The following is a 23796-nucleotide window of genomic DNA, read 5'->3' on the forward strand; positions in this document are numbered from 1 at the left end:
GGAGGTAGAGGTCAATGTTAGTATCACTTAATTGGTTAAAGAATTATGTAGATATTGGAGAAATAAGTCCGGAGCAGTTAGCTGAGAAAGTAACAAAGTCCGGGATTGAAGTGGAAAGTGTAGAGTACGTTGCGGAGAAAAGTGAGAATGTGGTCGTAGGATATGTACAATCCTGTGAAAAACATCCTAATGCAGACAAGCTAAATCTATGTCAAGTTGATACGGGAGAAGAAACGTTACAGATTATCTGTGGTGCACCGAATATCGCGCAAGGACAGAAAGTTGCGGTAGCTAAGCCAGGGGCTGTGTTGCCAGGTAACTTTAAAATTAAGAAAGTCAAATTACGTGGCGTTGAATCAAACGGTATGATTTGCTCGCTACAGGAACTTGGGATCGAAGAAAAATATGTACCAAAAGAATTCGCTGAAGGAATTTTTGTTTTTCCTGAAGATGTAACAGTGGGAGAAAGTGTAGAACCATTATTAAACCTTAACGACGCTGTACTTGAATTTGAATTAACACCCAATCGCGCGGACTGTCTTTCCATGTTAGGGGTAGCCTATGAAGTTGCTGCACTACTGGATCAGCCACTCCAACTGCCAAGTGAGGAAGTAGAAGTTACAGATGAAGATGCTACAGACTATATAAAAGTTGAAGTTGAAGCTAAAGATTTAAATCCGTATTATGGAGCTTTTGTTATTAAAGATATTGAGGTAAAAGATTCGCCACTTTGGATGAAAAATCATCTAATCGCAGCGGGTATTAGACCGATTAACAATGTAGTGGACATTACCAACTTTGTAATGTTGGAGTATGGTCAGCCATTACATGCATTTGACTATGATCGCTTGCAGTCAGAAAACATTGTGGTTCGACGTGCTAAGGATGGCGAGAAACTTGTGACGCTTGATGAGCAGGAAAGAACACTCTCAGAAGAACATCTAGTTATTACGGATGGCGAAAAGCCTGTTGCATTAGCCGGCGTAATGGGTGGGCTTGATACAGAAGTTCATGAAAAGACTAAAACGGTATTACTTGAAGCCGCTTATTTTGAATCGTCTGCTGTAAGGAAAGCAGTGAAGGATACCGGTTTACGTAGTGAGTCAAGTACACGTTTTGAGAAAGGAATCGACCCAAATAGAGTAAGAGAAGCAGGTCAAAGAGCATGCCAGCTTTTAACACAATATGCTGGTGGGAAGGTCCTAGCTAATGTGGTTGAATTCGACCAAATTGATCGAACCGAGAAAAAGATTAACCTTGTGACAAGTGAAGTAAATAAGCGACTTGGAACAGAGATAACAGCTGAAGATATTGCTGATATATTTCGCAAGCTTCGTTTCCATTTTGAGCAGGACCTTGAAGAGTTTATTGTCTATGCACCAACTCGCAGGGGCGATATAACCATTTTTGAAGATTTACTCGAAGAAATTGCACGTGTATATGGGTACGATAACTTGCCTTTTACATTGCCAGAAGGGGAAGCCCATGCTGGGGCGCTTACAGAGACACAACAGCTAAAACGGGATGTGAAACGCTACTTACAAAGTGCTGGGCTTATGGAGACAATAACATACTCCTTAACAAGCTCAGCAAAGATCAGCCAACTTATCAGTCCAGAAATTCAAAATTTAGACCCACAAGCCGTTGCGCTATCTATGCCGATGAGTGAGGATCATAAATATTTAAGGTTAAGTCTTTTGCCAGAGTTGTTAAGTACCATCTCCTATAACCAGGCAAGAAATCAAACAGATCTGTTTTACTTTGAGCTAGGTAAAATCTTCGTTTCCCAGGAAAAGATGATTACGAGCCAACCATCTGAGCAACTTAGAGTCTCTGGCGCACTTTCCGGCAAATGGATGGAGCATCCTTGGCAACAGGAGAAAAAAGAGGTTGATTTTTATGTAGTGAAAGGCATAATGGAAGGATTGTTCGACTACCTAAAATTACCAGTCTCCTTCAAAAAAGGGACAATACCACAGATGCATCCAGGAAGAAGTGCTGTAATACTTATTAATGGTAAAGAAGTCGGCTTTATTGGCCAGGTACACCCTGCCTTACAAAAGGAAAGTGGGCTTAAAGATACGTATGTATTTGATGTGAATATGGAAGAAGTGATTGCCGAGCATAGTGCTGTCCCTTCCTATAGTCAAATTCCGAAGTACCCATCCATTTCAAGGGATATTGCCTTTATCATGGATAAGCAGATTCCTGCTGGGGATGTGAAACAGACGATTGTAGAATTAGGAGCTCCATTAGTAAAACAAGTCAATATATTTGATGTATATCAAGGAGAAAACATAGGGGAAAACAAAAAATCAGTTGCGTACAGCCTAGTATATCAACACCCTGATAAAACTCTTACAGACGAAGAAGTCGAGGAGTCTTATACTAACATCCTTCATAACGTAAATGAAAAATATGATGCATATGTAAGATCATAATAATATTATTATAGAAGCCGATCAATTAGTCGATAGATGAAACACGATTAATTGGTCGGCTTTTTTATGGTTATAAATAGGCTTTCGCTTTTGTGGTATTTGCAAAATGGGTCTTAGCCCATTGGTTTAATGCGTCTTCCCCATGTTCTGTGATGAGTCTGGCGATAACTTGGTCAACTTTTTTGGACGCTCCTTTTGGGATCGTAACACCAAGCTTTTCTGTCAGTCTATCTATTTCATCTAGAAAACGACTTCTAGCAATGATTGAGCCAGCCGCAACTGCAATGGAATAGCTTTCTGCCTTTGTCATAAAATAGGTCTTTTCTGCAAGTACTTGTTTTTCAGAAGCAATATGGCGCTTATAGACTGCCGGCTCACAAAACTGGTCAATTAATACACCCTCCATGGGTTTATCTTCTGTTTTCTTTAGAAGGCTTTTAATGACAGAGTGATGTAGCATCGCTTTCATTTTACCTTGTGACCACCCACTGGCCTGTAGCTTATTATACTTTTCATTCGCAAGCACCATCAGCGTATAAGGGATGTTCATTTTTACAATTTCCCTTGAAAGCTTCCTAATGGTATCATCATGTAGATTTTTTGAGTCTTTAACACCCATTTTTTTCAACGTATCAATTTGGTTTGCACTTACATAAACGCCTGCTACTGTTATAGGTCCGAAGTAATCTCCTGTACCAGCTTCATCTGTTCCGATATGACTCTGGGAAAATAAAGTAGAAGGGGGTGCGTAAGTTGATTGCGGTTTCCCTGTTGGCTTCCCTTTTTTAGTGGAAGTGTCGGCTGCTGCATCTGTCCACCTACCTGCTTCTTTTTCAGGACTCGCACCTTGAAATAATACCTTCCCTGATTTGTAGGCAGTAATGACTGCATGCTCGGTCTTTGCCCGGAAAACCGCCCCTTGTGGAGTAGTAGTTAGAGATGTATGATAATGTTGCATCATTTTCTTAATTGTATTATATGGTAACGTATGCACAGACTGTGGCATTTAAACAACTCCTCTTTTTCCGATAGATTGACTATAGCAAAAACAGCGACAGAAGAAAACGGGTTTGTTCCATGATATCTCGGTTTCCTAATTCATTCACTTCATGTTAATATAAGATGTAGAATTTTTTATCAGGCAGGAGGGCATTCCCGTGACCCAAAATAATAAATCGCGGATTACTGTTGATATACATAATAAATCATATACGATTGTTGGGGAGGAATCTGCAAGTCATGTTCGCCTCGTTGCCAGCCTAGTTGATCAAAAAATGAATGAAATTCAAGAGGCTAACAGGCAACTTGATACCACCAAGCTTGCAGTACTTACAGCGGTTAATACTATGAATGATTACTTAAAATTAAAAGAGGATTATGCAGCATTATTAGGCTCATTAAAAAAGAAAGAGGATAACTAGATATGTTTGATCTTATCATACTGATTATATTAGTTTTTGGTTTGTTAGTGGGATTGAAGCGGGGTTTCATCCTCCAGCTATTCCATTTATTAGGGTTTATTGTGGCACTAATAGCAGCCTCCCTATACTATGATAATTTGGGTCCGAAGCTAAAACTATGGATACCTTACCCCGACTTAACAGATGAGGGAGCTTGGGCAGGGTTTCTTCAAGCATTACCGTTAGAAAGCGGTTTTTATAATGCTATTGCCTTTGTTATCATATTTTTTGCAGTAAGAATTATATTACAGATTATTGGCTCAATGCTTGATTTTGTGGCATCTCTACCTGTCTTGAATTCAGTAAATAAACTGCTTGGTGCAGTGCTAGGATTTATAGAGGTTTATCTATTATTGTTTATTGTCTTGTATATCTTGGCCCTCACGCCAGTTGCTAGCATACAAACATGGATAAACGACTCTTCCATCGCCCTCGGGATGTTAGAAAACACCCCTTATTTATCAGAGAAGTTAAAAGATCTTTGGTTTAATACAGTGGCTCGTTCTGAATAAATAATGTACTCGTGAATGAAAAAACATAGTAGTACCGTAACTGACTGGTTCAAGTAGTAGTGATACAGTTGTATGTCATGTACAATAGGTATTAACTAGTTTGAATCAGTCTTTTTTACACGTTAGGAAAGTATAAAAATTTTAGCTAGGAAGCAATGACGACATAGGTAAAATTTTAATGTTTGAAGTATATGAAAAAGATTATTAATGAATGTAGGTGATTTACAATGAGTTTAAATAAAAAAGATGTCATTAAATTACTTGAAAAAATTGCAATTTATATGGAATTAAAAGGTGAAAACACGTTTAAGATAGCTGCATACCGAAAAGCAGCGCAGGGTCTTGAAAAGGATGAAAGGTCGCTTTCTGCCATTGAGGACTTTCAAAAAATCAGTGGGATTGGAAAGGGAACCAGTTCGGTAATTGAAGCATTCGTTGAAACAGGAAATTCGGAAACACTTGCACAATTAGAAAAGGAAATACCAGAAGGACTTATACCTTTATTAGATCTACCTGGTCTTGGTGGTAAGAAATTAGCCAAGCTATATCAAGAGCTTGGTGTAAGGGATGGAGCCTCTCTAAAAGAAGCGTGTGAAAATGGACAGGTTGAGGCATTGGCTGGTTTTGGAAAGAAAACGGCAGAAAAAATTCTTTCTGCACTAGAGGAAGTGGGGAAACGTCCAGAACGTCTGCCAATTGCTATCATGCTTCCAATTGCTGAAAAAATTGAAGCATACTTAAGCCAAGTTAGTGAAATCCAGCAGTACTCCCGTGCTGGTAGCCTCAGGCGAATGCGGGAGACAATAAAAGACATTGATTTTATCATTGCAACCGAACAGCCTGAACGTGTTAGAGAGGCATTATTAAATATAGAGAACCTTAAAGATGTCATCGCAAAAGGTGATACGAAGGTATCTGTGACACTTGAGGATATCTATGATATTAACGTAGATTTTCGTTTGGTTGATCAGTCCGAATTTGCTTCTACCTTACATCATTTTACAGGGTCAAAGGATCACAATGTTGCCATGCGACAGCTTGCGAAATCACGGGGCGAGAAAATTAATGAGTATGGGGTAGACGTTGAGGAAACAGGTGAGACATTACACTTTCCCACGGAAGAAGCTTTCTTTAAACATTTTGGTTTACCAAATATCCCTCCAGAAGTAAGAGAAAATACAGGGGAAGTGGAAGAATTCCGCTCTTCAAATAACCTGCTTGAACTTACTGACATTCGTGGTGACTTACATATGCATACCACAGCGAGTGATGGTGCACAGTCACTGGAGGAAATGGTCGAAGAAGCAAGAAGAAGAAACTATCGCTATATTGCGATTACAGATCATTCTAAGTACCTAAGGGTAGCAAATGGTCTTGATGAAGACCGTTTAAGGAAGCAACGAGAACTAATTGAAAAACTAAACGAAACATATAAAGATATCCAAATTTTTGCTGGGGTGGAAATGGATATACGTCCAGATGGAACTCTCGATTTCTCGGATGACTTCTTAAAGGAAATGGATTTTGTTATTGCGGCGATTCATTCCAATTTTAATCAGTCGAAAGAGAAAATAATGGCTAGGTTACAGACAGCGCTTGAAAATCCCTACGTGTCTTTAATTGCCCATCCTACAGGTAGGTTGATCGGAAGACGGGAAGGGTATCAAGTAGACATGGAACAACTTATCAAAAAAGCAAAAGAAACAAATACAGCTTTAGAAATAAACGCCAACCCAAATCGCCTGGACATAGCTGCAGAGTGGGCCAGAAAAGCCCAAGAGGCAGGGGTGAACCTTGCAATAAATACGGATGCGCATAACTATCAAATGTTGGAGCATATGAAGTATGGAGTAGGCATTGCAAGAAAAGGTTGGATTGAAAAAGATACTGTTATGAATACGTGGTCCGTTGAAGAGTTAAAGAAATATTTTTCACGGAATAAATAAGGAAGAAAAAAGGAGTAACACTTTTATGAATGAGCGAATCCTACGGGTAATGGAATTCGATAAAATTATAGATCAATTAAAAGACCATGCAGCAACGTCTTTAGGTAAACGTCTTGCTGTTCAAACAAAGCCATCTGTGGACATGGAAGAAGTCATACAGCGCCAGAAAGAGACGGATGAAGCTTCCCAAATTCTCCGTTTAAATGCAGAAATGCCTCTTGGTGGTATTTCTGACATACGGGCAAGCATCAAGCGCTCGGTAATCGGAGGTAGTTTAGGGACTGACGAATGTTTAGATGTGGCAAATACGATTTATGGTGGAAGGCAAGTTAAAGATTTTGTTGGCAAGTTGGAAGAAACGTACCCTGTCTTAGAAGAGCTTGTGGAGCAGATTACACCGTTAAGAGAACTTGAGCAACTAATAAAAAGCTGTATTGATGATCACGGTTATGTGATGGATAGTGCTTCCCAAAAATTACGCAGTATCCGTTCTTCTATAAGGACCTATGAAAGCAGAGTCCGGGATAGATTGGAAAATTATACACGTACCAATAGCAATATGCTTTCGGACGCCATTATTACCATTCGTAATGATCGCTATGTACTGCCTGTAAAGCAAGAGTACAGAGGAGCGATAGGTGGCATTGTACATGATCAATCATCCTCAGGTCAGACATTGTTTATGGAACCTAAAGCAATCGTAGACCTTAATAACCAGCTCCAAGAAGCAACGGTAAAAGAAAAGCAAGAGATTGAAAGAATTCTTCTGGAAATCACCGAACAGATTGCATTAGAGGAAGCCCCATTACTAATCAATATCGAGGTATTATCAGATATCGATGTTATGTTTGCTAGAGCAAAACTGGGTAAAGAAATGAAGGCTTCGATGCCGAAAATGAATGATAATGGAATAATTAAAATGCAACAAGCAAGACATCCACTCATCCCCAAAGAGGAAGTGGTCCCGAATGATGTGGAAATTGGAGAGTCATATACCTCTATTGTCATAACAGGCCCAAATACAGGTGGGAAAACAGTCACTTTGAAGATGATCGGATTATGCACGCTCATGGCACAATCTGGTTTACAGATTCCCGCATTGGATGGCTGTGAGCTTTCTGTGTTCCAACACGTTTTTGCCGATATTGGAGATGAACAATCGATTGAGCAAAACCTGAGTACCTTTTCATCGCATATGACCAACATCGTAGATATCTTGAAGAAGGTTGATGATAAGACACTAGTTTTATTCGATGAACTTGGAGCGGGTACCGATCCACAAGAGGGAGCAGCACTTGCGATGTCCATCTTAGATGATGTGATAAGTCGAGGGGCCAGAGTAATTGCAACCACTCATTATCCTGAATTAAAGGCCTATGGTTATAATAGAGAAAATGTAGTAAATGCATCAGTAGAATTTAATGTGCAGACGCTACGACCAACTTATCGTCTATTAATTGGCGTTCCGGGTCGCAGTAATGCTTTTGAAATCTCTAAAAGGCTAGGATTGAATGATCATGTGATCGACCAGGCTAAAGGGTTAATCGGTGTTGATACAAAAAGCGTGGAAAACATGATTGCCTCACTCGAAGATTCACAACTTTCGGCTGAAAAAGAGTATGAAGAAGCACATCGAACGCTTATAGCAAGTGAAGAATTACATCGAGACATAAGAAATGCCTGGAGCCAATTTGAACAGAAACGAGAAGCTTTATATAAGAAAGCTGAGGAAAAGGCAGAGAAAGCATTAGCAAAAGCCCGCGAGGAAGCCGAGCTAATTGTCGATGAAATACGCAAAATGAAAACAGAGACGAAGTTAAAGGAACATGAGTGGATCGAAGCGAAAAAGATGCTAGAAGATGCGCAGCCTAAGCTACAAAAGAAAAAAGAACAACAGCCTTCTGCGCCAGCACAGTCCAAGAAAGAGATCAAAGCTGGTGATGAAGTGAAAGTTCTGAGACTTAATCAGAAGGGTACGATTGTAGAAAAGGTTAGTGATAAGGAATTTCTCGTACAAGTCGGTATAATGAAAGTCAAAATGAAGCGTGAGGATCTCCAGCCATTAGGAAAGCAAAAGCAAACCTATGAAAAACCCCTCACTACAATACGTGGATCTAATTATCATGTTAGTACAGAACTTGATTTACGTGGAGAAAGGTTTGAGGATGCACTTTTAAAACTAGAAAAGTATATTGATGACAGCTTACTTGCAGGATATAGCAAGGTATCCATCATACATGGTAAAGGAACAGGTGCCTTGCGCAATGGTGTAAAAGAGTTCGTCAAGAAGCATCCGAGAATTGCGGGGCAGAGACCTGGAGAATCGGGAGAAGGCGGTAGTGGAGTTACCGTCATAGAATTGCGTTAGTGACAAATAGGAGGAAGCGCTGTGAGTACATTTTGGGAAAATGTTATTGTTGTAACGGCTGCTAGATACAGTGTGGTTATATTAGCCACACTTGTATTCCTAGCCATATTTGAAACAGTAACATCTTATAGAAATTGGGAAGAGATTAAAAAGGGAAATTTAGCAGTGGCAATGGCAACTGGAGGGAAAATATTTGGAATAGCTACCATTTTTCGATTTTCCATTGAGCATAATGACACGGTGCTTCAAAGTATTGGCTGGGGAGCATTTGGCTTTTTGTTATTATTGTTTGGGTATTTTATTTTTGAATTTCTCACCCCAACGATAAAAGTTGACGAAGAAATTGGAAAAGGAAACAAAGCAGTTGGTTTAATTTCCATGATGATATCCATTGGATTAGCCTTTGTTATTGGTGTTAGCATAGAATAGGGGAGCGTTTTTTATGATACTTGACAGGTTGGCAAAAATATTAACAGTTGTAGCGGTTATTTTTATGATAGTTGGCATTGTGTATTTATTTAAATAAAAGTTACATAAAATTTTCAAAAATTGAAATTTACCGTTATAATGAAAATAGTATAGTAATAAAGGAGGAGATATAGAATGGGGCAGAGTAAAAGATGGTTAAAGCATTACCCCTCTGAGATACCTACCAGTATTACGTATGACAGGAAGCCCTTGCACGCATTTCTTGAAGAAAGTGCTTCCCGATTCGCAAAAAAGAAAGCGCTTTATTTTATGGGGAAGGAAATAAGTTTTGAGGCTTTGTACGAGGAAGCAAAAAAACTGGCATTCTTTATGCAGAAGAAAGGACTAAATAAAGGCGATAAAGTCGCCATTATGCTACCAAATTGTCCTCAAGCGGTAATTGGGTATTACGCTACACTTATGGCTGGGGCCGTTGTTGTACAGACTAACCCCCTTTATAAAGAAAGAGAACTGGAGTACCAGTTAAAAGATTCAGAGGCAAGCTTTATTATTTGCTTGGATATTCTCCTTCCTACCGTTACCAACGTTATTCCTAAGACAAACATCACGCATTCCATTGTCACTGGCATCAAGGATTACCTACCATTTCCCAAAAATATGGTTTATCCTTTTATTCAAAAAAGACAATATAAAATGGTTGTGAAAGTAGAAGAATCAGAGATAACCCATAGCTGGCATAGAGCACTTTCTGCATCAGAAACTTCGTACCAAAAAGTGGATATTGATCCAATGGAGGATCTTGCATTACTACAGTATACGGGTGGCACAACAGGATACCCCAAAGGCGTTATGCTGACACATTACAATTTAGTTTCTAATGTTCAAATGTGTGATGCTTGGTTATATAATACAAAAGGTGAAGAGGATATTGTTCTCGGAGTTCTGCCTTTCTTTCACGTGTACGGAATGACAACCGTCATGAACAATTCTATCATGGTGGGTTCCAAAATGGTATTACTGCCTAAATTCGATGCAAAGGAAGTATTGAAAACAATTGATAAGCAAAAGCCCACACTCTTCCCGGGAGCGCCAACCATCTATATTGGCCTGCTAAACCATCCTGATCTATCTAACTATGATTTATCCTCTATTGAAGCCTGCATCAGTGGATCCGCTCCACTTCCTATCGAAATACAGGAGCAATTTGAGAAACTAACTGGTGGTAAATTGGTGGAAGGGTATGGACTAACAGAAACTTCTCCTGTAACCCATGCGAACTTTGTATGGGAAAAGAGGATTAATGGAAGTATTGGAGTACCTTGGCCTGACACAGAATGTAAAGTCGTGGTAATGGAGACGGATGAGGAAGCAGAAATAGGTGAGATAGGTGAAATTGTAGTAAAAGGACCGCAAGTAATGAAAGGTTACTGGAATAATCAGGAAGAAACAGATCTAGTACTGAAAGATGGGTGGCTATTCACTGGAGACTTAGGATACATGGATGAAGAAGGGTATTTCTATGTAGTGGATCGTAAAAAAGATATGATTATTGCAGGCGGGTACAACATTTATCCTAGAGAAGTGGAAGAAGTGCTTTACGAGCATGAGGGTATTCAAGAAGCGGTAGTCGCAGGAGTACCAGACGCTTATCGAGGAGAAACTGTTAAGGCCTACATCGTACTTAAGTCTGGATCAACTTTAAATGAGGAAGAATTAAATCGCTTTTGTAGAAAGCATTTGGCAGCATATAAAGTACCAAAAATTTATGAATTCAGAAAAGAGCTACCAAAAACAGCAGTAGGGAAAATACTTAGACGTAGCTTAGTAAATGAAGAAAAAGAAAAACGGAAAGAAGAAGAAGCGGAACACATTCAAAAAGCATGAGCCCATAAGGCTCTTGTTGGAAAAAGTTTGGACAACTTATATCGGTTGACAGAAATCATCTTTGAACGTAAAATGAAATATGAATGATGGTTCATTCAGTTGATTATTTCTTGTTTAGATTAGGAGATTAAGATGAATAAACGAAAACCAAAGTATAAGCAAATTATTGAGGCAGCAGTGGAAGTAATTGCTGAAAATGGTTATCATGCCTCACAGGTTTCAAAAATTGCCAGAAAGGCAGGGGTAGCAGATGGCACCATCTATCTATATTTCAAAAACAAGGAGGATATTTTAGTCTCTGTTTTTGAAGAGAAGATGGGACAGTTCATAGAACAAACCGAAAAGTCCATTGAGCAAAAAGAAGATGCGAATAAAAAGCTTTTAGCATTAATTGAAATGCATTTTCAACAGTTAGCAAGTAATCCACATTTGGCTGTAGTAACGCAGCTAGAACTACGCCAGTCTAATCCTGAGTTGAGGGTGAAAATTAACCAAGTTTTAAAGCCCTATTTGACCTTAATTGACAGTATTATTAAAGAAGGAATGCAGGATGGAACTTTTCGAAAGGAATTAATTCTACCACTTGTAAGGCAAATGATATTTGGAACATTGGATGAAACGGTGACCAATTGGGTAATGAAGGAAAGAAAATACAACCTAGGAGATCAGGCAGGAGACGTTCATCAATTACTTACAAATGGTCTTACTGTAAAATAACAAAGGGGGGAGAAAGATGTCTATATTAGCTTATGATGTAAAGGACGGGGTAGCATATTTAACTATTCAAAGTCCACCTGCTAATGCGCTCTCTAGCACACTTTTATTTGAATTGGAAGAAAAACTAAAACAAGTGGAAGCTGATAAGAGTGTGAAGGCAATAGTGTTAAAAGGGGAAGGAAGGTTTTTCTCGGCAGGGGCAGATATAAAAGAGTTTACTTCTTTTCAAGATTCTTCAGATTCTAAATCACTAGCACAAAAAGGGCAACAGCTTTTTAACAAGATAGAACATTTTCCAATACCAGTTATTGCAGCAATTCATGGGGCTGCACTTGGTGGAGGATTGGAACTGGCAATGGCATGCCATATTCGAATTGTTACAAAATCTGCTAAGCTTGGGTTGCCTGAACTTACCCTTGGTATTATTCCAGGTTTTGCGGGAACACAGCGCTTACCGCAGCATGTAGGGAATGCCAAAGCATATGAAATGATTTTATCTGGTGAACCTATATCTGGAGAGGAAGCATATCACTTTGGGCTTGCCAATAGGGTCGTGGAAGAAGATGAATTGTATACTGAAACTAGTAAACTTGCAAAAAAAATAGCAGAAAAAAGTAAACCTTCCATTCAACATATTATGAGCTTAGTGCCTTATGCGAAAACGGACCTCTTTGACAGAGGTTTGGAGGCCGAAGCAAATGCATTTAAAGAAGTTTTTGGTTCCCAGGATGCTAAAGAAGGTATCCAGGCTTTCTTGGAAAAACGCAAGCCAAACTTTATAGATAAGTAATCCACTTTTAATTGAGGAGGAACAAAATTGGATATATACGTACTGTTAAAAAGAACGTTTGATACAGAGGAAAAGATAAACATATCGTCAGGAAAAATTGAAGATGACGGCGCTGAATTTATTATTAATCCATACGATGAGTATGCAGTCGAAGAAGCAATTAACCAACGGGATGAGCATGGAGGAGAGGTTACAGTAGTAACAGTAGGAGATGAAGAATCTGAGAAACAGCTCAGAACAGCGTTGGCAATGGGAGCGGATAAAGCAGTCTTAATTAATACGGAGGAAGATTTAGAAGATGGAGATCAATATACTACTTCACGTATCCTCGAAGCATATTTTAAAGATAAACAAGTCGACTTAATCCTTGCTGGTAATGTTGCGATTGATGAAGCGAGTGGACAGGTCGGCCCGAGATTAGCTGAATTGTTGGGGATGCCATACATCACAACGATCACCAGCTTAAAGATTGATAATAAGACAGTTTCCATAGAAAAAGATGTAGAAGGAGACGTGGAAGTTGTAGAATCAACACTTCCTTTATTGGTGACATGCCAACAAGGTTTAAATGAACCAAGGTATCCATCTCTTCCAGGCATTATGAAAGCAAAAAAGAAACCTCTTGATGAGCTGGAATTAGAAGATTTAGACCTTGATGAAGATGAACTTGAAGCGAAAACGAGAACAGTCGAGATTTTTCTGCCACCGGAAAAAGAAGCTGGAAGAGTTCTTGAAGGGGAAATTGGTGATCAGGTTCAGGAGCTAGTATCTTTACTTAAAAACGATGCAAAAGTGCTATAAATCCGTTCAGTCAGAAAGGGGAAGACGTAATGAGTGATAAATTTTTAGTTATTGGTGAAGCAAGGGAAGGTACATTACGAAATGTGACATATGAAGCAATTGCAGCAGCTAAGAAGATTCAGCCAGAAGGTGAAGTTGTTGGTGTAATATGTGGTGATACAAATCAAGAAAGCCAAGCTGATGAAATGATCTATTATGGTGCCGATAAAGTAATTACAATTAAGCATGATAATTTGAAAGCGTATACGTCAGAAGGTTATGGGCAGGCCATACTATCCGTAATTAAAGAAGAAGCACCTTTTGGTATTGTTATGGGACACACCTCGGTTGGTAAGGATCTTACACCAAAGCTTGCAAGTAAATTAGAGAGTGGTCTGGTTTCAGATGTGGTTGATTTAGAGCTAGAAGGGGATACACCAGTTTTTACTCGGCCGATATATTCTGGTAAAGCATTTGAAAAGAAGACGGTAACAAGTGGGTTAACATTCTTTACGATAAGACCAAACAACGTACCAGCACTGGAACGAGATGAAAGCCGGAAAGGTGACGTTATCACAAAAGATATAGATGTTGCAGGTATTCGAACTGTAATTAAAGATGTTATTCGAAAAGCAGCAGAAGGAGTAGATCTTTCTGAAGCGAATGTAATTGTTGCGGGTGGTAGAGGTGTCAAAAGTGAAGAAGGCTTCAAGCCATTGTATGAACTAGCAGAAGTACTTGGTGGTGCAGTCGGTGCCTCGCGCGGAGCATGTGATGCTGAGTACTGCGACTATTCTCTACAAATTGGCCAGACTGGGAAGGTTGTTACCCCAGACTTGTATATTGCTGTAGGTATTTCTGGAGCAATTCAGCATCTTGCGGGAATGTCCAACTCTAAGGTTATTGTTGCCATCAATAAGGACCCTGAAGCAAACATCTTTAATGTAGCAGACTATGGAATTGTTGGGGATTTATTTGAAATCCTCCCATTGTTAATTGAAGAAATTAAGAAGATGAAGCAATAGAAAAAGCTATTGCTTTTTCTATTTTCTATTTAATTACTACGTGGGCCCGGAGGAACCGGGTCATGCCGACGTTGACCTAGGACGGGTTGTTCTTAGTCGGCGTTCCCAATTAGCAGGGGCTCTGCGCTTTTCTTATGTCTAGCTCCGAGCTCCAGAAACAAGGCGATTTCACGAATCGCCCTACGATAAAGAAGACTTGCCGATTGGTGACAACCAGAGGCCTAGTCGCACTTATACCTGGAGGGTGAAAAGAAGACTTGCCGATTGGTGACAACCAGAGGCCTAGTCGCACTTATACCTGGAGGGTGAAAAGAAGACTTGCCGATTGGTGACAACTAGAGGCCTAGTCGCACTTATACCTGGAAGGTGAAAGTTATCATCGGTTCGTCAATCAAGGGCGGTCGACTAAAACCGGCCTTGCCGGCCAACGCCGATATACCCCTTTTGCAGGGGCATGATTCCTTTATCTCAGTTGATTCGCTCCAGCCGCTACGTTTCTAAGCAGGGCTCTGCGCTTTTTTTATGTATAAGCAAAGTATTCGCAAGGAAATAATAACGATGGTATACTCGGTGTATGATTTAAAGCTTCACTTAAGGAGGAATTAGAATGGCAATTACGAACGTAACAGATCAAAACTTCGCTAAAGAAACTGCTGAAGGACTAGTGTTAGCTGATTTTTGGGCACCTTGGTGTGGACCTTGTAAAATGATTGCACCAGTACTCGAAGAAATCGATGGCGAAATGGAAGATAAAGTACAGATCGTTAAACTTGATGTAGATGAAAACCAGGAAACTGCTGGTAAATATGGTGTTATGAGTATCCCTACACTACTATTGTTTAAAGATGGTAACGTAGTAGATCAAGTTATCGGTTTCCAACCTAAAGAAGCGCTTGTAGATCTTATTAACAAGCACGCGTAATAATGGTATAGTGAATAGAAAGTAAATTAAAATCCCTTGTTGCCTATGTAACAAGGGATTTTCTAAGTGATAAAAGGAATGGATAACATGAATCAGACGATTAAAGAGAAACTGGCTGTCCTGCCATCGCAACCGGGCTGTTATTTAATGAAAGATAAACATGGTACCGTTATTTATGTAGGAAAATCAAAGCTATTACGGAATCGTGTCCGTTCTTATTTTACTGGTGCTAATGACAGGAAGACACAGCGACTTGTACAGGAAATTGTAGATTTTGAATACATTGTAACGACTTCAGAGATAGAAGCTCTAATATTAGAAATGAATCTAATTAAGAAGTATGACCCTAAGTTTAATGTTATGCTCAAAGATGATAAATCCTACCCTTACCTAAAAATTACGTCTGAGAGACATCCTCGATTATTAATAACCCGTAAAGTTAAAAAGGATAAGGGGAAGTATTTTGGCCCATACCCAAATGTTATTGCAGCAAGAGAAACGAAGAAACTTCTAGATCGCTTGTATCCATTAAGAAAATGCAATAACCCACCAGGTAGAGTCTGTTTATACTATCACTTGGGGCAGTGTAAAGCATGTAGTGAAAACCCCCCCTCTAAGAAGGAATACTTTTCAATTGTTCAGAGTATCTCTTCCTTTTTACATGGAGGATATAAAAAGATTAAAGCTGATCTTAAGCGAAAAATGTTGCTGGCTAGTGAACAGCTGAACTTTGAACGTGCGATGGAGCTCCGGGATCAAATTGAGCATATAGAAATAGTAATGGAACAGCAGAAAATGACGCTTAATGACAATGCCGATCGTGACATCTTTGGTTACAGCTATGACAAAGGCTGGATGTGTGTTCAAGTGTTTTTTATTAGGCAGGGGAAATTAATTGAGCGTGATGTCGCAGTGTTTCCTTTCTTTGATGATGCAGCGGATACATTTCTCAGCTATGTCGGAAGGTTTTATATACACCAGCACCATCCAAAACCGAAGCAGATTCTTGTTCCAATTGGTATTGATAATGATTTGGTGAAAGAATTATTAGAAGTAGATGTCCATACGCCATATAGAGGACGTAAAAAAGAGTTGGTGGAATTGGCGACCAAAAATGCGGAAATCGCATTGAAGGAGAAATTCTCGCTTATCGAAAGAGATGAGGAGCGGACCATTGTGGCGGTTGAACAGCTGGGTGAAACGCTTAATATTGAGACACCACATCGTATTGAAGCCTTTGATAATTCAAATATTCAGGGAACGGATCCTGTTTCTGCTATGGTTGTCTTTATAGACGGAAAACCAAATAAAAAGGAATATAGAAAGTATAAAATTAAAGATGTAGAAGGACCTGATGACTATGATACAATGCGTGAAGTTGTGCGTCGTAGATACTCAAGGGTACTTAAGGATGGATTGCCATTGCCAGATATGATTATAGTCGATGGTGGGAAAGGACAAATGAGTGCAGCGTTAGATGTTTTGGAAAACGAATTAGGGCTTGATATTCCGTTATGCGGATTGGCGAAGGATGACCGCCATAAAACGAGTGAATTATTGTACGGATTCCCGCCAGCAGTAATCCCGTTAAAACGTCAGTCGCAGGAGTTTTATCTCGTCCAACGAATACAGGAAGAGGTCCATCGTTTTGCTATTACATTCCACAGACAGTTACGGGGAAAAAACTTGTTTCAGTCAGAGCTTGATAAGATACCAGGGATTGGTGAAAAACGGAGAAAATTGCTTCTTACTCACTTTAAATCAGTGAAGGAAATAAAGAAGGCAACTGTTACCGATATCACGAAATTAGGTATCCCAATAAACACTGCTGAAGACATTTTAGCGCATTTAACGAAAGAAAATGAGGATAGCGAATAAAAATTTTTTAGTCCGTGAATATGAAAAGCCACGAAGCATTGCTTCGTGGCTTTTCAATATAGAGCTTTCTAATAAGCTCATTGAATTTATTTCGTATACATAATATTGAATTGAACTTGGTGGATTTTTCGGTGTATATCCTCGGTGCACTCACATTCGTATCCTACTAGTCGTTGTACAGCTTCTGCAAGAAATCCGGCTTCAAGTCGAAAATCAGTATTTAATGGGGCTTGTAGTCGTTGTGCCACGCTATCGGCCATCAACTGAAAGACTAGTTCCTTTTTCTTTTCTTTTACAAGATCCAATTTTCCCCATCCTAATTTCTCCACAATATCATAAATATCTTCCATGGATTCAATAGCAAACTTTCTAGCAAGATTTCGTCCCATAAAATAAAGCAATGTATCGGATTCATTACCAAATAATTCAGGTAAACCAATGTATCGAAGTATATCGTATCCGGCACCAGTGCTTTGAAGGTTAGTTAATAAAGAATTATCAAGTGTATCTTGTTCCTTTGACATGAATGTCATCCTTTCCAAATAGGTAGCCTGCTTCTTATGTATGAAGAAGTAAATTGCTAGTCTTATTATCTATATAATTAATGAAATTAGCAAGTGTACCGTTGGAAGTTCTTCTTATAAATTTAATTATTTCAGGAAGACTTTCTATAAGAATACGATAACGTTTTCTTGACGCTTTTTCTAGTTAGAAGTACAATAAATATGTCGCAAATTGTACATTATGCAAATAGTAAGGAAACAACATAAAAACAGATACTATTTGTTGATGTTACTAGTTATGAAAATCGTAAACTTTGAAACTAAGGGGGGTAACACATGGCAGAGCATCGTGAGTTTTTTTACAGGAGATTACACTCACTGTTAGGCGTAATACCAATTGGGCTCTTTCTGGTTCAGCACTTGGTGGTGAATCATTTTGCTGTGTATGGTGAAGAAAGTTTTAATAAGGCAGCTGGTTTTATGCATGGACTACCATTTAGGCTATTGCTTGAAACCGTAGTCATTTATCTGCCAATTCTGTTTCATGCAATTCTAGGGGTCTATATTGTATTTGTCGCGCGAAATAACATGAAAAGATACAATTATTTCCGAAATTGGATGTTCTACGTACAGCGATTCACAGGCATTGTAACACTTGTATTTATTGCCTGGCATGTATGGGAAACACGGATACAGCTAGGGATGGGTAATGTAGATCTTGATTATAGTCTAATGGAAAATATTTTAACCAATCCATTTATGTTCTGGTTCTATATTATTGGTGTCATTTCTACTACTTTCCATTTTGCAAATGGTTTATGGAGTTTCCTTGTAACATGGGGCTTCACACAGTCACCAAAATCTCAAAAGATCGCTACATATGCAACATTGCTAATCTTTTTAGCGATAAGCTATTTAGGTGTAAGAACATTAATTCAATTTGCTTACGGCGTTTAATTTATAGAAAGAGGAGTGAGTGTTCATTATGAGTAATCGCAAAATTGCTGTTGTTGGCGGCGGACTTGCCGGCTTGATGGCAACAATCAAAGCAGCTGAAGCGGGTGTGAATGTAGATTTATTCTCTATTGTACCTGTTAAACGTTCTCACTCTGTTTGTGCACAAGGTGGTATTAACGGTGCGGTTAATACGAAAGGGGAAGGGGATTCTCCAGATATTCACTTTGATGATACAGTATACGGTGGAGACTTCCTAGCGAATCAACCTCCTGTAAAAGCAATGTGTGATGCAGCCCCAAGTATTATCCATATGTTGGATCGGATGGGTGTTATGTTTAACCGGACACCAGAAGGGCTACTTGATTTTCGCCGTTTCGGTGGAACCCAGCATCATAGAACAGCGTACGCTGGGGCAACAACAGGACAGCAGTTGCTATATGCATTGGATGAACAAGTTCGTCGCTATGAAGTTGAAGGGCTTGTTAATAAATTTGAAAGCTGGGAATTTGTTGGCGCCATTATAGATGACAAAGGAACAGGTAGAGGGATTGTAGCACAGGATATTAAGACACATGAAATTAAATCTTTCCCTTCGGATGCAACAATTATTGCTACCGGTGGTCCAGGAATTATTTTTGGTAAATCTACCAATTCAATTATTAATACAGGCTCTGCTGCAAGTGTGCTTTATCAACAAGGTGCAAAATATGCAAACGGCGAATTTATTCAAATCCATCCAACTGCAATACCAGGTGATGACAAGCTACGTCTCATGAGTGAGTCAGCTCGTGGAGAAGGTGGACGTGTTTGGACTTATAAGGATGGAGAACCATGGTACTTCCTTGAAGAGAAATACCCTGCTTACGGAAACCTTGTACCTCGTGATATTGCTACACGTGAAATTTTTGATGTATGTGTTAATCAGAAGCTTGGAATTAATGGGGAGAATATGGTTTATTTAGACCTTTCCCATAAAGATCCAAAGGAACTGGACGTAAAACTTGGTGGGATTATCGAAATCTATGAAAAGTTTGTAGGTGAAGATCCTAGAAAAGTTCCAATGAAAATTTTCCCTGCTGTGCATTACTCAATGGGTGGTCTATGGGTTGATTATGATCAAATGACAAATATCCCTGGGATTTTTGCTGCTGGAGAATGTGACTATTCCCAGCATGGAGGGAACCGTTTAGGTGCTAACTCGTTGCTTTCTGCTATTTATGGTGGTTCGGTAGCTGGTCCTAATGCTATTAAATACATCGACGGGCTGGATAATCATGTAGATGATATCTCTCCAGAGTTATTCGAGAGAACTGAAAAAGAAGAACGTGAGAAGTTTGAAGCATTAATGAATATGAACGGTACAGAAAATGCCTATCAAATTCATAAAGAGCTAGGCGAATGGATGACTGACAATGTAACAGTTGTTCGAGATAATGAGAAACTATTAAACACCGATAAGAAAATACAAGAGTTGTTGGAGCGTTGGGAAAACATTAACATTAATGACACCTCCAGATGGAGCAATCAAGGTGTAATGTTTACTCGTCAGTTGAAAAACATGCTTCACCTAGCTCGCGTTATTACAATCGGTGCATATAATCGTAATGAAAGTCGCGGTGCGCATTACAAACCAGAGTTCCCTGATCGTAATGATGAAGAGTGGTTGAAAACAACCGTTGCCGCATTTAACCAAGAGACAGAAGAACCTGTATTTACATACGAACCTGTAGATACGTCTCTAATCACACCACGTAAGCGCGATTATACGAAAAAAAGTGAAGGGAGTAAGTAATGATGGCTGAACAACAAACCGTTACGTTTATTATTACCAGACAGGACAGTCCTGAATCTGCTCCTTATGATGAAACATTTCATGTTCCTTATCGAAAAAACATGAATGTTATCTCTGGCCTAATGGAAATACGGCAAAACCCGGTAAACGCGAACGGTGATAAAACCGCTCCTGTTTACTGGGATATGAACTGTTTAGAAGAGGTTTGTGGAGCATGTTCCATGGTCATTAACGGAACAGCTAGACAATCTTGTGCAGCCCTAGTAGATAAATTAGAGCAGCCGATTCGTCTTGAGCCCATGTCTACATTCCCTGTTGTAAGAGATCTAATTGTTGATCGTGAACGCATGTTTGATGCATTAAAACAAGTAAAAGCCTGGATTCCAATTGACGGAACGCATGATCTAGGACCAGGACCTCGTATGCCTGAAAAGAAACGTCAATGGGCTTATGAGCTTTCAAAATGTATGACATGTGGTGTTTGTCTTGAAGCATGTCCTAATGTGAATGATAAGTCTAATTTCATTGGACCTGCAGCATTATCACAGGCACGTCTTTTCAATGCTCACCCAACTGGTGAAATGAATGCAAGCGAAAGATTAAATGGTTTAATGGATGAAGGCGGTATTGATGGATGTGGTAACTCACAAAACTGTGTGCAAGTTTGTCCAAAAGGGATACCTTTGACTACATCTATTGCAGCAATGAATCGTGCTACAAACATTCAAGCATTTAAAAATTTCTTTGGTAGTGATCACGCACATTAAGTGGTAGTAAAAGCCCCCTTTTGCCTCGATGGGTAACAAGGGGGCTTTGTGCTACACTATTATTTAGCGAACAATTGGAGGACTAAATAATGAAAACGATATCATATATTGAAAATCTAGAGGAGTGGAGAAGTTCTTTTTCTTTTTCCACGCCTATAAAAATTCGATTTTCCGAGACGGACATGTTTGGACATGTTAATAATGTCTCTCCTTTTATTTATTTCGAACAAGCAAGAATTGAATTTTTAAAATCGGTTGGCTTATTCAATACCAAGTCTGAAGAAGATGCTGGTATACCAGTGGTCGCTGATTTACAGTGCGACTACCTGCAACAAATGTATTTCAATGAAAACTTAACCATGTATGTAAAAGCGAATCATGTTGGCAATACGTCAATGGATATTCACTATATGGGGGTTGTTGATGGGAAAGTCGCTTTGACGGGAAGAGGAAGGCTTGTTTATGTTCACCCTAAGACTGGAAAACCTATGCCAATTAGTGAAGAAATAAAAAAAGAATTGCTGGCAACATAGGTTAAAAAAACTGTAGCCAACCTTACAGGTCATTAAACTGAGTATGGACCTGAAGTTAATATTTCTCCATATACAAACAAAACCGACTTCCTATTGAAAGTCGGTTTTTTTAATCTAGAGCTTTAATTCCCCCATACGAAGGAGCTCTACAACAGCTTGTGATCGCCCCTTGACTCCTAACTTTTGCATAGCATTTGAAATGTGATTGCGGACAGTTTTTTCTGATATGAAAAGCTCCTGAGCAATGTCTTTTGTTGTTTTATCCTGTACTAACAATTCGAATACTTCCTTCTCTCGCTTTGTCAGTAGTTGCTTCGGTTTAAACTCGTTGTCCTTCAAATGTTAACCCCTCCTTGCTCTTATAGAGCTGCAAATTGAAGGGAAATTATTTAGTCTCTATAAAGTATGAAGGGAATGAGAAAACGGTGCGTACAATTCCAATAACTTCACTGTGAAACAGATGAAATTTTGGTATAATAGGTTAATCATTTATTTTTATACCAATTGTGGCTATAATGGGAACAGTAGAATAGGACTACTTTAAAATGAAACATTTTGACTGTTTACTGAATATTATAGGTTGAAATCCTGTTTACATGATAGTGGTTAACAATGAAAGATCATTAGGGGGTTACATTTTTGAAAACCGATGCATCTACGATCACAATAAACAAAATAGAAAAACGTATGCGCTATATATCAGGTATCATTAAACAAAATGGACGTAAGATTTTAAATAATTATCCTATTACCTCCCCGCAGTTTGTTGCATTGCAATGGTTGCTTGAAGAAGGCGACTTAACAATAGGTGAATTATCAAATAAAATTAGTTTGGCATTTAGTACAACGACTGATTTGGTGGATCGTATGGAAAGAAATGAACTGGTAGAACGCGTTCGCGATTCTAAGGACAGAAGGGTAGTCCGAATTCATGTGTTGGAAAAGGGAGAATCCATCATTGAAGAGGTAATTCAAAAGAGGCAGGAATATCTTGGTGAAGTGCTTGATAAATTTTCCCTTGAACAAACAGAGCAATTAAGTGAACTACTCGATTTTTTACATGAAGAAATGATACAAGTAGATAAAAAATAATAGAAAAGTAGAGGGGATTTTTGTGGAGCAGGCAATCGGGGTCATCGACTCTGGGGTAGGCGGACTCACGGTAGCATATGAGCTGATGAGGCAGCTGCCGAAAGAAAAATTAATCTATCTTGGAGACACAGCTAGATGCCCGTATGGACCTAGATCGGAAGAAGAAGTGAAAAAGTTCACTTGGGAGTTAGTAGATTTTTTGTTGGAGAAAAATATTAAAATGCTCGTGGTGGCATGTAATACTGCAACAGCGTTTACACTACAGGAACTACAAGAGAAATTAGATATTCCGGTTATCGGTGTTATTCAACCTGGTGCAAGGGCTGCTATTAAGTTTACAAGAAATAATAATATTGGTGTTATTGGAACAGAAGGAACAATTCGTAGTGAGGCTTATACCAAGGCACTTGAAAGCATCCATTCAAGCATTAAAGTAAATGCACTGGCCTGTCCGTTATTCGTACCGATGGTTGAACAGGGGATATTAACCGGTAAAAAAGCCCAGGAAGTTGTAGAGTCATCACTATCTCCTCTAATGGAAGGCGAGATGGATACATTGATACTTGGCTGTACTCACTATCCTTTGCTTAAACAAACGATTCAAAATGTGATGGGAGAACAGGTGACAGTTATCTCATCGAGTGAAGAAACAGCCAGAGAAACGAGTACTATCCTCGATGTGCATAAGATTATTAAAACAGGTGATGTCATACCTGTTCACGAGTTTTATACAACAGGTGAGTTGGAAATCTTTATTGAGATTGCTAAAAGTATATTCAAAGATCCATATTTACAAATGGTTACCATAAAAAAAGCTCAGCTTGGGCAAACCCAGAAAACCTAGTTTCATAGGTTACTGGGTTTTTTATTTATCTATTAGAAAGGATGGCCTTATCTTGCAAAATCGCCAAACATACTAATTTTTCAACTTATTTATAAAGTGCACTTATTTCTTTCTCACTTATTTTTATCTTGTTTTGGTCTATTTTCACTGGAGGCT

Annotated in this window: 22 protein-coding genes; 19 read left to right on the forward strand and 3 right to left on the reverse strand. The window is 39.0% G+C overall.

Annotated elements, in window-relative coordinates; genetic code table 11:
• The first annotated feature begins 14 nt into the window (after window positions 1-14).
• Window positions 15-2441 (forward strand): phenylalanine--tRNA ligase subunit beta, encoded by a 2427-nt coding sequence (gene pheT / locus ACTWPF_RS08130; RefSeq protein ID WP_443148924.1) that lies wholly within the window; start codon window positions 15-17, stop codon window positions 2439-2441.
• Window positions 2442-2511: 70 nt separating this feature from the next.
• On the opposite strand, the gene rnhC is transcribed toward pheT, so the two are convergent.
• On the reverse strand, window positions 2512-3447 hold the full coding sequence (gene rnhC, locus ACTWPF_RS08135) for a ribonuclease HIII (protein WP_106897101.1): 936 nt from the start codon (window positions 3445-3447) through the stop codon (window positions 2512-2514).
• Between the two features lie 151 nt (window positions 3448-3598).
• Here rnhC and zapA point away from each other — a divergent pair, with 151 nt between their 5' ends.
• From zapA to uvrC, 12 genes are all read left to right on the forward strand, one after another.
• Window positions 3599-3862 carry a cell division protein ZapA gene (zapA, locus tag ACTWPF_RS08140; RefSeq protein WP_106897100.1) on the forward strand — a complete coding sequence of 88 codons (264 nt, stop codon included), beginning with the start codon at window positions 3599-3601 and terminating at the stop codon, window positions 3860-3862.
• A 2-nt stretch (window positions 3863-3864) separates the two neighbouring features.
• Complete coding sequence (locus ACTWPF_RS08145) at window positions 3865-4413, forward strand: CvpA family protein (RefSeq protein ID WP_443148925.1); 549 nt, start codon at window positions 3865-3867, stop codon at window positions 4411-4413.
• 227 nt (window positions 4414-4640) lie between these two features.
• The gene (polX, locus tag ACTWPF_RS08150) at window positions 4641-6359 is read left to right on the forward strand and encodes a DNA polymerase/3'-5' exonuclease PolX (RefSeq protein WP_443148926.1); all 1719 of its coding nucleotides are present in this window, start codon (window positions 4641-4643) and stop codon (window positions 6357-6359) included.
• Between the two features lie 25 nt (window positions 6360-6384).
• The gene (locus tag ACTWPF_RS08155; RefSeq protein ID WP_443148927.1) at window positions 6385-8727 is read left to right on the forward strand and encodes an endonuclease MutS2; all 2343 of its coding nucleotides are present in this window, start codon (window positions 6385-6387) and stop codon (window positions 8725-8727) included.
• Window positions 8728-8748: 21 nt separating this feature from the next.
• The gene (locus tag ACTWPF_RS08160) at window positions 8749-9156 is read left to right on the forward strand and encodes a DUF350 domain-containing protein (protein ID WP_036572201.1); all 408 of its coding nucleotides are present in this window, start codon (window positions 8749-8751) and stop codon (window positions 9154-9156) included.
• A 174-nt stretch (window positions 9157-9330) separates the two neighbouring features.
• Complete coding sequence (locus ACTWPF_RS08165; protein ID WP_443148928.1) at window positions 9331-11040, forward strand: long-chain-fatty-acid--CoA ligase; 1710 nt, start codon at window positions 9331-9333, stop codon at window positions 11038-11040.
• A 132-nt stretch (window positions 11041-11172) separates the two neighbouring features.
• Window positions 11173-11757, forward strand: a complete 585-nt coding sequence (locus ACTWPF_RS08170; protein WP_443148929.1) for a TetR/AcrR family transcriptional regulator — start codon at window positions 11173-11175, stop codon at window positions 11755-11757.
• A gap of 16 nt (window positions 11758-11773) precedes the next feature.
• Entirely contained in the window at window positions 11774-12547 is a 774-nt protein-coding gene (locus ACTWPF_RS08175; RefSeq protein WP_443148930.1) for an enoyl-CoA hydratase, read from the forward strand.
• A gap of 27 nt (window positions 12548-12574) precedes the next feature.
• Window positions 12575-13348, forward strand: coding sequence for an electron transfer flavoprotein subunit beta/FixA family protein (locus tag ACTWPF_RS08180; protein ID WP_443148931.1), 774 nt, complete (start codon window positions 12575-12577; stop codon window positions 13346-13348).
• Between the two features lie 29 nt (window positions 13349-13377).
• Window positions 13378-14352, forward strand: a complete 975-nt coding sequence (locus tag ACTWPF_RS08185) for an electron transfer flavoprotein subunit alpha/FixB family protein (protein ID WP_443148932.1) — start codon at window positions 13378-13380, stop codon at window positions 14350-14352.
• A 607-nt stretch (window positions 14353-14959) separates the two neighbouring features.
• Window positions 14960-15274, forward strand: a complete 315-nt coding sequence (trxA, locus tag ACTWPF_RS08190) for a thioredoxin (protein WP_036572212.1) — start codon at window positions 14960-14962, stop codon at window positions 15272-15274.
• 87 nt (window positions 15275-15361) lie between these two features.
• Window positions 15362-17152: an excinuclease ABC subunit UvrC gene (gene uvrC, locus ACTWPF_RS08195; protein ID WP_443148933.1), complete on the forward strand. Its 1791-nt coding sequence runs from the start codon at window positions 15362-15364 to the stop codon at window positions 17150-17152.
• Window positions 17153-17238: 86 nt separating this feature from the next.
• Here uvrC and ACTWPF_RS08200 read toward each other — a convergent pair whose 3' ends face one another.
• Window positions 17239-17676 (reverse strand): YslB family protein, encoded by a 438-nt coding sequence (locus ACTWPF_RS08200; RefSeq protein WP_106897090.1) that lies wholly within the window; start codon window positions 17674-17676, stop codon window positions 17239-17241.
• Window positions 17677-17991: 315 nt separating this feature from the next.
• Here ACTWPF_RS08200 and ACTWPF_RS08205 point away from each other — a divergent pair, with 315 nt between their 5' ends.
• The 4 genes from ACTWPF_RS08205 (at window position 17992) to ACTWPF_RS08220 (ending at window position 21704) form a co-directional block, all read left to right on the forward strand.
• A complete protein-coding gene (locus ACTWPF_RS08205; RefSeq protein ID WP_106897089.1) occupies window positions 17992-18612 on the forward strand; it encodes a succinate dehydrogenase cytochrome b558 subunit in 621 nt (206 codons plus the stop codon).
• A gap of 28 nt (window positions 18613-18640) precedes the next feature.
• Window positions 18641-20404 (forward strand): succinate dehydrogenase flavoprotein subunit, encoded by a 1764-nt coding sequence (gene sdhA, locus ACTWPF_RS08210; RefSeq protein ID WP_443148934.1) that lies wholly within the window; start codon window positions 18641-18643, stop codon window positions 20402-20404.
• A 2-nt stretch (window positions 20405-20406) separates the two neighbouring features.
• Complete coding sequence (sdhB, locus tag ACTWPF_RS08215; protein WP_106898531.1) at window positions 20407-21171, forward strand: succinate dehydrogenase iron-sulfur subunit; 765 nt, start codon at window positions 20407-20409, stop codon at window positions 21169-21171.
• 89 nt (window positions 21172-21260) lie between these two features.
• The gene (locus tag ACTWPF_RS08220; protein ID WP_106897087.1) at window positions 21261-21704 is read left to right on the forward strand and encodes an acyl-CoA thioesterase; all 444 of its coding nucleotides are present in this window, start codon (window positions 21261-21263) and stop codon (window positions 21702-21704) included.
• A 114-nt stretch (window positions 21705-21818) separates the two neighbouring features.
• Here the strand turns inward: ACTWPF_RS08220 and ACTWPF_RS08225 are convergent, their stop codons facing one another.
• Window positions 21819-22043: a helix-turn-helix domain-containing protein gene (locus tag ACTWPF_RS08225; RefSeq protein ID WP_036572221.1), complete on the reverse strand. Its 225-nt coding sequence runs from the start codon at window positions 22041-22043 to the stop codon at window positions 21819-21821.
• Window positions 22044-22391: 348 nt separating this feature from the next.
• Between ACTWPF_RS08225 and ACTWPF_RS08230 the strand changes: the two genes are divergently transcribed.
• Together ACTWPF_RS08230 and racE are read left to right on the forward strand one after the other, a co-directional pair.
• Window positions 22392-22796 carry a MarR family winged helix-turn-helix transcriptional regulator gene (locus ACTWPF_RS08230; RefSeq protein WP_390620588.1) on the forward strand — a complete coding sequence of 135 codons (405 nt, stop codon included), beginning with the start codon at window positions 22392-22394 and terminating at the stop codon, window positions 22794-22796.
• Between the two features lie 22 nt (window positions 22797-22818).
• Entirely contained in the window at window positions 22819-23640 is an 822-nt protein-coding gene (gene racE / locus ACTWPF_RS08235; RefSeq protein ID WP_106897086.1) for a glutamate racemase, read from the forward strand.
• Window positions 23641-23796 lie beyond the last annotated feature (156 nt).

This window comes from Oceanobacillus sp. M65, from assembly GCF_052246275.1.
Classification (GTDB): Bacteria; Bacillota; Bacilli; order Bacillales; family Amphibacillaceae; genus Oceanobacillus_B; species Oceanobacillus_B jordanicus.

What these genes read in the sequence shown, in the direction of transcription:
- rnhC (WP_106897101.1), bottom strand. Translation starts at nt 3,447, where the DNA reads ATGCCACAGTCTGTGCATACGTTACCATATAATACAATTAAGAAAATG.
- ACTWPF_RS08145 (WP_443148925.1), top strand. Translation starts at nt 3,865, where the DNA reads ATGTTTGATCTTATCATACTGATTATATTAGTTTTTGGTTTGTTAGTG.
- ACTWPF_RS08205 (WP_106897089.1), top strand. Translation starts at nt 17,992, where the DNA reads ATGGCAGAGCATCGTGAGTTTTTTTACAGGAGATTACACTCACTGTTA.
- ACTWPF_RS08220 (WP_106897087.1), top strand. Translation starts at nt 21,261, where the DNA reads ATGAAAACGATATCATATATTGAAAATCTAGAGGAGTGGAGAAGTTCT.
- trxA (WP_036572212.1), top strand. Translation starts at nt 14,960, where the DNA reads ATGGCAATTACGAACGTAACAGATCAAAACTTCGCTAAAGAAACTGCT.
- ACTWPF_RS08230 (WP_390620588.1), top strand. Translation starts at nt 22,392, where the DNA reads ATGCGCTATATATCAGGTATCATTAAACAAAATGGACGTAAGATTTTA.
- ACTWPF_RS08170 (WP_443148929.1), top strand. Translation starts at nt 11,173, where the DNA reads ATGAATAAACGAAAACCAAAGTATAAGCAAATTATTGAGGCAGCAGTG.
- sdhB (WP_106898531.1), top strand. Translation starts at nt 20,407, where the DNA reads ATGGCTGAACAACAAACCGTTACGTTTATTATTACCAGACAGGACAGT.
- ACTWPF_RS08165 (WP_443148928.1), top strand. Translation starts at nt 9,331, where the DNA reads ATGGGGCAGAGTAAAAGATGGTTAAAGCATTACCCCTCTGAGATACCT.
- ACTWPF_RS08200 (WP_106897090.1), bottom strand. Translation starts at nt 17,676, where the DNA reads ATGTCAAAGGAACAAGATACACTTGATAATTCTTTATTAACTAACCTT.
- pheT (WP_443148924.1), top strand. Translation starts at nt 15, where the DNA reads ATGTTAGTATCACTTAATTGGTTAAAGAATTATGTAGATATTGGAGAA.
- sdhA (WP_443148934.1), top strand. Translation starts at nt 18,641, where the DNA reads ATGAGTAATCGCAAAATTGCTGTTGTTGGCGGCGGACTTGCCGGCTTG.
- polX (WP_443148926.1), top strand. Translation starts at nt 4,641, where the DNA reads ATGAGTTTAAATAAAAAAGATGTCATTAAATTACTTGAAAAAATTGCA.
- ACTWPF_RS08185 (WP_443148932.1), top strand. Translation starts at nt 13,378, where the DNA reads ATGAGTGATAAATTTTTAGTTATTGGTGAAGCAAGGGAAGGTACATTA.
- ACTWPF_RS08155 (WP_443148927.1), top strand. Translation starts at nt 6,385, where the DNA reads ATGAATGAGCGAATCCTACGGGTAATGGAATTCGATAAAATTATAGAT.
- uvrC (WP_443148933.1), top strand. Translation starts at nt 15,362, where the DNA reads ATGAATCAGACGATTAAAGAGAAACTGGCTGTCCTGCCATCGCAACCG.
- ACTWPF_RS08175 (WP_443148930.1), top strand. Translation starts at nt 11,774, where the DNA reads ATGTCTATATTAGCTTATGATGTAAAGGACGGGGTAGCATATTTAACT.